Below are 7,546 nucleotides of genomic sequence, written 5' to 3'. Positions count from 1 at the left end.
CGCTAAGATATGTTAAATTTGACCTTTAAGCACAAATCCAAATTTATATCAAAATTTTAATAACCGCAGATTTTAAATTTTATTAAAAAAAGAAGTTTCCAAGCCCAAAAAGAGCTTGGAAGAGTGTTTTAGCAAGAGAAGCAAGTCTTAAACTCATAAGCGGTTGGACGTGCTTCGTAAGGCCAAACCTGAGTTTCAAATTTCATGTGCTGATAAGTGTCGATGAAAAGATCGCTCATTATCGGTTTTAGGTATTCGTTATCGCGGATAAGCGCTTCAAGACTGCCACGAAGTGTGTGTGGGAGCTGCTCGATGCCGCGCTCTCTGATCTCATCGAGGTGAAGTTTAAATAAATTTTCATCCATCGGACCAACTGGCTCGTATTTGTGCTTAACGCCGTCAAGGCCCGCCATTAGCATCGCTGAGAAGGCTAGATAAGGGTTTGCCGTGCTATCTGGGAATCTCATCTCAGCTCTAACTGACTTCTCGCCAGCGCCGTAAGGTATGCGGATGCTCGCTGAGCGGTTTTGGCTTGAGTAGGTGAGGATAGATGGCGCTTCAAAGCCTGGGATTAGGCGTTTGTAGCTGTTTGTACTCGGGTTTGTGAAAGCTGCAACGCTTCTTGCGTGTTTTAAAACGCCGCCGATGTAGTGTCTAGCAAAGTCACTTAAATTTGCGTAGTTGCCCTCTTTGTAGAATAAATTTTTGCCATCTTTCCAGACTGATTGATGCACGTGCATGCCACTGCCGTTGTCGCCATAAAGCGGTTTTGGCATAAATGTAACTGTCTTGCCGTTTAGGTGAGCGACCATGCGAACGACGTATTTGTAAATTTGAACGTTGTCAGCAGCCTCGACTAAGTTGCCAAATTTCACGCCGATCTCGCCTTGACCTTGTGCGACTTCGTGGTGTCCTAAAAATACTTCAAGACCAACTTGCTCTAAAACTTGCATCATTTCAGCTCTTAGATCAACCATGCTGTCGATTGGCTGAGTCATCAAGTAGCCGCCTTTTCTGCGTGGGCGGTGGCCTGTGTTGTAGCTATCTTTGAAGTCCGCAGCGTCGTTCCACTCGCCTTCTTCGCTATCTACTTGATACATCGCGCAGTTTGGGCTGTCGATGATTTTGACGTTGTCAAATACAAAAAATTCGTTTTCAGGGCCAAAATACGCCTCGTCGCCAAGTCCGCTATCTTTTACATATTGCATCGCTCTTTTTGCGATCGAGCGAGGGCATTTTTCATAAATTTGACCTTTGTAAATGTCGTAGATATCGCAAAAAACAACGACTGTGATATCAGAGGTAAATGGGTCCAAAAACGCAGATGTCGCTTCTGGCTTCATTATCATATCGCTCTTGTCGATTGGCTGCCAGCCATTCATCGAGCTAGCGTCCATCGGGATGCCGTTTGTGAAATTCTCTTTTGTAACAGCTTTTATGTTGTAGCTTATGCTGTGCCAAGCGCCGTTTAGATCAGTAAATCTAAAATCTACAAATTTAACTTCATTTTCTTTGCAAAAATCAAAAAAATGATCGATGTTTTGGACAAATTTTCCCATTTTTTATCTCCTTCTGGTTTTTAATTTTCGTATTGTATCACAAAATTTTATATTTAAGATTATCTTTATATTTTATTTGACCCCAAACTAAAATTTTACTAATTCTCTATCTCTGTTTTTAAATATCGCACACTTTGAATATCCCAAATTTCTAGCTATCTGCTCGCAAATTTCACCATTTTTACCGATATCTTCTTTGGCGTGAGCGTCTGAGCCAAAGGTGATGGTTATGTCATTTTCGGCGATAAGCTCTAGTAAATTTACGCTTGGATATTGCTCGCCGATAGGCTTTCTAAAGCCAGCTGCGTTTATCTCAACGACCAAATTTGCCTCTTTTATCGCTTTTATCGCGTTTTTGGCTAGGATCCTGACATCTTTTTTAGGTAAAAATTTAAAGAGTTTTAAAAGATCGATGTGTCCCATGATGTCAAATTTACCAAGCCTAGCTGATCTTTCTATGTGGTCAAAATACTCTTGCCAAATTTGATCCAAGTCTTTGCCCTCGTAACCACCGATAAATTCAGGGTTGTCAAACGCCCAGCCGTTAAAAAAATGCACAGAGCCTATTAGATAATCGACCTTTCTAGCAAAAACTCGCTCGTCCATAAAGCCATCTAAAAAGTCCATCTCGTAGCCAAGTAAAATTTCTATCTCACCGCTAAATTCCTCTCTTAAACGTAAAATTTCGTCTTCGTAGCTTTGCATCTCTTCAAATTTCATCCTATAAGCTTCATCGTAGTTCATCGGTGCGTGATCGCTAAAGCCAAAGTATCTTGTGCCAGCTTTTATGGCGCATCTCACAAATTCTAGCGGTTCGCCAACTGCGTGATTGCAAAGAGGTGTGTGGTTGTGAAGATCGACGGTCATTTTTAGCCTTTTAAAGTCGTTTATTTTTCAAAAATGCTACCTAAAATTTGATAAATTTAAAGATAAACGCATACTTTTTAAACTTTCTTTTTATTTAAATCCTATATAATCAAGGCAAATTTTATTAGGAGCTTTTATGACCCAAGAGGAACTTGACGCGCTTATGGCGGGCGGATTAGAGGATGATTTAGGTGATACTAAAGATGCCAGCCAAGAGGTCGCGGACGTCAAAGAGGATATAGACGAGGTAGCAGAAGTTGCAGAGGCAATTAGTGCTAAAGCAGATGAGCCACAAGCAAAGTCAGAGAGTAGCTCAAAACAGAGCGAAAACTATAGAGTGAGTGCAGACGGCGTTTGGCCACCACCACCACCGACTGAAGACCATAAAATGGTGCATCAGCTTGACGATGTGACAAGAGATAGTGAAGAAAAAGCTACTCAGATGTTTGACAAGCTTGAGACGATAAATAACTTTTTTATGGACGCTGAGAGCGACTCAAATAGCCTAAAAGACGCGATAAACTCAAATGTTGAGCTATTTACGACGCTAAGTGAGAAATTTCCAAATATTGCCGCATTTAGCGAGGCTTTGAAGAAAAACAACTCGCTTCTTGGCACGATCGATAATATCATCGGAAATTTACAAATGGGACAAGATGAGATCATGATGGCTATGGATATGATGCAGTATCAAGACATCCACAGACAAAAGATCGAACGTGTTATCAACGTTATGAGAGCACTTAGCAAATATATGAATACATTGTTTGAAGGTCGTATAGATGATGATAAGCGTGTTGGTTCAGCTGTTCATATCGCTGGTGATACAACGACTGAAAACCTTGTCAGCAACGATGACATCGAAGCCTTGATAGAAAGTCTAGGTAAAAAATAGTGCTAAAAAGGCCTGAGCTTTTATCTCCAGCTGGAAATTTAACAAAACTTAAAATCGCCCTTGAATACGGAGCCGACGCTGTTTATGGCTCGGTGGCTAGCTTTTCACTAAGGACTAGATCGGCAAGGGAGTTTAACCTTGAGACTTTCAAAGAGGCGATAGACTACACACACGAAAAGGGAAAGAAATTTTATGCGACCATAAATGCCTTTCCTTTTAACTCTCAGATAGAGCCGCTAAAACGCCACTTACAAACCATCTCAGCGATGAAGCCAGATGCTTTTATCATCGCAACTCCAGGCGTCATGAGCCTAGCAAAAGAGATCGCTCCAGATATCGAGATACATCTATCAACTCAGGCAAACGTTATGAACGTGCTGGATGCTAAAATTTATCACGACATGGGCGCAAAACGCATCGTCGTGGCTAGAGAGATGAATTTAAAAGATGTTATAAAGATAAAAGAGGAAATTCCGACCCTTGATATCGAAATTTTCGTCCATGGCTCGATGTGCTTTGCCTACTCTGGCAGGTGCTTAGTAAGCTCAGTGCAAAGCGGACGTATGTCAAATCGTGGTAGCTGCGCAAACGACTGCAGGTTTAAGTACGAACTCTACGCCAAAAACGAAGAGAGCGGCGTGCTTTTTCGCTTAGAAGAGGACGAAAATGGCACTCACATCATGAACTCAAAAGATCTTTGCCTCATCTCACACATCAAAGAGATCGTTGATAGTGGCGTGATAGATAGCTTTAAGATAGAGGGCCGCACAAAGAGCGAGTACTACGCAGCTTGCACGGCAAGAGCCTATAAAATGGCGATAGATGATGCTATGAATGGTAAATTTGACGCGCAAATTTATGAAAATGAGATAAATACGCTGAAAAATCGCGGCTTTACGGACGGCTACTTGGTGCATAGACCCTATGAGCGAACCGATACGCAAAATCACGTTAGCAGCCTAGAAGAGGGCACTCATCAGGTAAATGCCATAAGTGAAGATGGTGAGTTTTTTAAGTGCAAATATAAAATTTTCCCAGATAAAGGCTACGAGATCGTGGCGCCGACTGGGGCAATTATAGATGATAGCGAGAATGAAATTTCAAAGGTCTATTCGCAAGATGGCAAGAAATTTATCAAATTTAAGCAGCTCATCACCAAAAAAGGCAAGGTCATGAGCGAAATTCACAGTGGCAATGAAAATGAGATAAACCTTGGCGTTAAGCTGCCAAAATTTAGTTTTTTAAGGGAGAAAATATGAAATTTGTTTCTATTATAATGGGAAGTAAAAGCGACTATGAGATCGTTAGCGAGGCAGCAAAGACTCTGGAGAAATTTGGCGTAAAATATGAACTGATAATCAGCTCAGCCCATAGAAGTCCAAAAAGAACTAGCGAATATGTCGCAAATGCCGAGAAAAAGGGCGCAAAAGTCTTCATCGCAGCTGCTGGCATGGCAGCTCACCTAGCTGGAGCGATCGCTGCAAACACAACAAAACCAGTGATCGGTATACCAATGGCAGGCTCGGCTTTAAGCGGCGTTGATGCACTTTACTCAACCGTGCAAATGCCAAGTGGCATGCCAGTGGCAACCCTAGCTATCGGCAAGGCTGGTGCGATAAATGCAGCCTATCTTGCGGTGCAAATTTTAGCCCTTGAAGATGAGGGGCTAGCAAGTGCGCTAAAGGCCGACAGAGAGGCAAAGATAAAGGCTTTAGAGGATGATTCTTCAAAGGTTGAAGTGATACTATAAAAGGAGAAGTGGTGCAGACCTATCTTGGAGTTGATGAATTTTGCAAACTTGTGCACTTGGAGCGCGAAGTTATCGAGGATATGATAAATCGTGGCGTTTTGAAAACCAAAGAGGAAAATGGAGAAATTTTGATAGAAGCGAGCGAGGGAACGATGAGCGTGGTGCCTAGTGTTTCGCAAAATTTATCCTTGCAGCCGCAAAGCCAAGATGGTTTTACCTTTGTCGAAAAGACGATCGGCACGATACTAAATTTACACGAAAAGGTGCTTGACGCAAAAGATGAGACGCTTGAGACCTTAAGAAATGAGAATAAATTTTTAAAAGAGGCACTCATTTCGATGCAAGAGCTCTATGACGAGGATAGAAAAACGGTCGAAACACTTACAAAACAGCTTAAAATTTCACAAGATGAAGTTGAATTTTTAAAACGAAAATACAAGCTCATGTGGAACCAAGCGGTTGAAAATTTTAACGGACAAAAGTAGTTTATGAAGATTATAAATTTAGAAAATGGCTTTGAAATTTACGGAGTAAAAACTCGCACTAAAAATGAAGATGAAATGGACGGCAACGGCAAAATTCCAGCTTTATGGTCCAGATTTATGAGTGAATACTATGATGGCAAGAGTGAAATTTATAGTGTTTACTGTAACTACGAAAGTGATTTTAATGGACATTACGATAACTTCATCGGCACAATATCACGCCAAAAAGATAGTGAGAATTTAAATATACAAAGCGGAAAGTACGCTCTTTTTAGCTTTGCAAATGAGCCACAAAATGTTGCAAAATTTTGGGATGAAATTTGGAGATATTTTGAAAGTAGCGAGCTAGAAAGAACCTATAAAACAGACTTTGAAAAATACCTAAAAAATAAAATAGAAATTTATATATCAATAAAATAAAAGGCAAAAAATGACATTTTCACAAATAATACTAACGCTTCAAAACTATTGGCAAGAGCAAGGCTGCGTCATACTTCAGCCATACGACATGCCAGCAGGTGCGGGCACATATCACCAAGCGACATTTTTAAGAAGCCTCGGACCAAAGCCGTGGGCGACCGCATACGTAGCTCCAAGCCGTCGTCCGACTGATGGTAGATACGGCGAAAACCCAAACCGCCTTGGCGCTTACTATCAGTTTCAAGTGCTCATAAAACCAAGTCCAGAAAATATCCAAGAGCTTTACCTAAAAAGCCTTGAAAGACTTGGTTTAAATTTGAAAAATCACGACATCCGCTTTGTCGAAGACAACTGGGAGAGCCCGACGCTGGGCGCTTGGGGACTTGGCTGGGAGGTCTGGCTAGATGGCATGGAAGTGACGCAATTTACCTATTTTCAACAAGTTGGCGGCATCGCGTGCGAGCTCATATCTGGCGAGATAACATACGGCCTTGAGCGCTTAGCGATGTACTTGCAGGACGTAAATAGCGTCTATGACATTGTTTGGGACGACTCCAATGGCAACATCGTAACCTACGCTGACGTGCATAAACAAGGCGAGTATGAGTGGAGTAAATACAACTTTGAAGTGGCAAATGTTGATATGCTTTTTAACCAGTTTGAAAACGCATTTAACGAGTGCAAACGCTGCTTGGAGGCTAAAATTTCACTGCCAGCTTACGACTACTGCATGCTTGCAGCTCATACGTTTAACGTCCTTGACGCGCGCGGAGCGATAAGCGTGACGCAAAGACAAGACTACATCTTAAAAATTCGCGAGCTAGCCAAAGAGTGCGCGCTAACATATAAAGAGAGCTTAGAGCAAAAGTAAAATTTGATGAAAATAGCTGAAATTTATAAAAATTTAGATGAAATTTGTCCATTTGCGAGCCAAGAGTCTTGGGATAATAGCGGCCTTCAAGTTGGCTCATTTGATAGTGAATTTGAGCGAATTTATCTAAGCCTTGATCTAGATAGCGAGCTTTTGCAAAATGTCTTGCCAAACTCGCTCATAATCACCCACCATCCGCTCATTTTTAAAGGGCTAAAAAGCTTAGACTACAGCCTCTATCCAAGCTCGCTCATAAGAGAGATGATGATAAAAAATATCTCGCTCATCTCGCTTCACACAAACGCTGACCTTGCATTTTTAAATGAAAAATTTGTAACGCAGGTTTTGGGGCTTGAAATTTCAAGCAAAGAGGGCTTTTTGATCTACGCTGATGTGAAGATGAAATTTAGCGAGCTTTGCAAATTTGTAAAAGAAAAACTTGGACTTGAAAATTTAAGAGCAGTTTATGCAAAAGATGAAATTTCTAAAATTTGCATCTGCACTGGAAGCGGCGCAGATCTCATGCAAGATGTCAAAGCAGACGCCTTTTTAACAGGCGATTTAAAGTATCACCAAGCCCTTTACGCAAAGGAAAATGGACTAAATTTGATCGACATAAATCACTATGAAAGCGAGCGTTATTTTAGTGATTTTTTAGCAAAATATTTGCAAAATCTAAAAATTGAAGTTATAATAAGC

General features: G+C 41.1%; 9 protein-coding genes. 7 read left to right on the top strand and 2 right to left on the bottom strand.

The window, feature by feature from the left end; all coding sequences use genetic code 11:
• Positions 1 to 128 precede the first annotated feature (128 nt).
• A complete protein-coding gene (gene glnA, locus CYP84_RS00450; protein WP_103575036.1) occupies positions 129 to 1,559 on the bottom strand; it encodes a type I glutamate--ammonia ligase in 1,431 nt (476 codons plus the stop codon).
• Positions 1,560 to 1,646: 87 nt separating this feature from the next.
• The gene (locus CYP84_RS00445; protein WP_103636313.1) at positions 1,647 to 2,426 is read right to left on the bottom strand and encodes a histidinol-phosphatase; all 780 of its coding nucleotides are present in this window, start codon (positions 2,424 to 2,426) and stop codon (positions 1,647 to 1,649) included.
• 136 nt (positions 2,427 to 2,562) lie between these two features.
• Here CYP84_RS00445 and CYP84_RS00440 point away from each other — a divergent pair, with 136 nt between their 5' ends.
• The 7 genes from CYP84_RS00440 to CYP84_RS00410 all read left to right on the top strand — a co-directional run.
• Positions 2,563 to 3,321, top strand: a complete 759-nt coding sequence (locus tag CYP84_RS00440) for a chemotaxis protein (RefSeq protein WP_103636312.1) — start codon at positions 2,563 to 2,565, stop codon at positions 3,319 to 3,321.
• Positions 3,321 to 4,580, top strand: coding sequence for a peptidase U32 family protein (locus CYP84_RS00435; protein WP_103636311.1), 1,260 nt, complete (start codon positions 3,321 to 3,323; stop codon positions 4,578 to 4,580). The genes CYP84_RS00440 and CYP84_RS00435 overlap by 1 nt, the downstream gene beginning before the upstream one ends.
• Positions 4,577 to 5,071: a 5-(carboxyamino)imidazole ribonucleotide mutase gene (purE, locus tag CYP84_RS00430; protein ID WP_103567335.1), complete on the top strand. Its 495-nt coding sequence runs from the start codon at positions 4,577 to 4,579 to the stop codon at positions 5,069 to 5,071. Before CYP84_RS00435 ends, purE begins: the two co-directional genes overlap by 4 nt.
• Positions 5,072 to 5,082: 11 nt before the next feature.
• Complete coding sequence (locus CYP84_RS00425) at positions 5,083 to 5,556, top strand: DUF3972 domain-containing protein (protein ID WP_103567334.1); 474 nt, start codon at positions 5,083 to 5,085, stop codon at positions 5,554 to 5,556.
• 3 nt (positions 5,557 to 5,559) lie between these two features.
• Positions 5,560 to 5,976, top strand: a complete 417-nt coding sequence (locus tag CYP84_RS00420; protein WP_103636310.1) for a GyrI-like domain-containing protein — start codon at positions 5,560 to 5,562, stop codon at positions 5,974 to 5,976.
• 10 nt (positions 5,977 to 5,986) lie between these two features.
• Positions 5,987 to 6,847: a glycine--tRNA ligase subunit alpha gene (gene glyQ / locus CYP84_RS00415; RefSeq protein WP_021084368.1), complete on the top strand. Its 861-nt coding sequence runs from the start codon at positions 5,987 to 5,989 to the stop codon at positions 6,845 to 6,847.
• Between the two features lie 6 nt (positions 6,848 to 6,853).
• Positions 6,854 to 7,546: Nif3-like dinuclear metal center hexameric protein (locus CYP84_RS00410; RefSeq protein ID WP_103636309.1), on the top strand; the 693-nt coding region annotated here is incomplete at its 3' end.

This window comes from Campylobacter concisus, from assembly GCF_002912425.1.
Taxonomy (GTDB): Bacteria; Campylobacterota; Campylobacteria; order Campylobacterales; family Campylobacteraceae; genus Campylobacter_A; species Campylobacter_A concisus_AH.
Note: the sequence above shows the minus strand (reverse complement) of the source record. Positions and strands in the feature narration are given on the sequence as shown.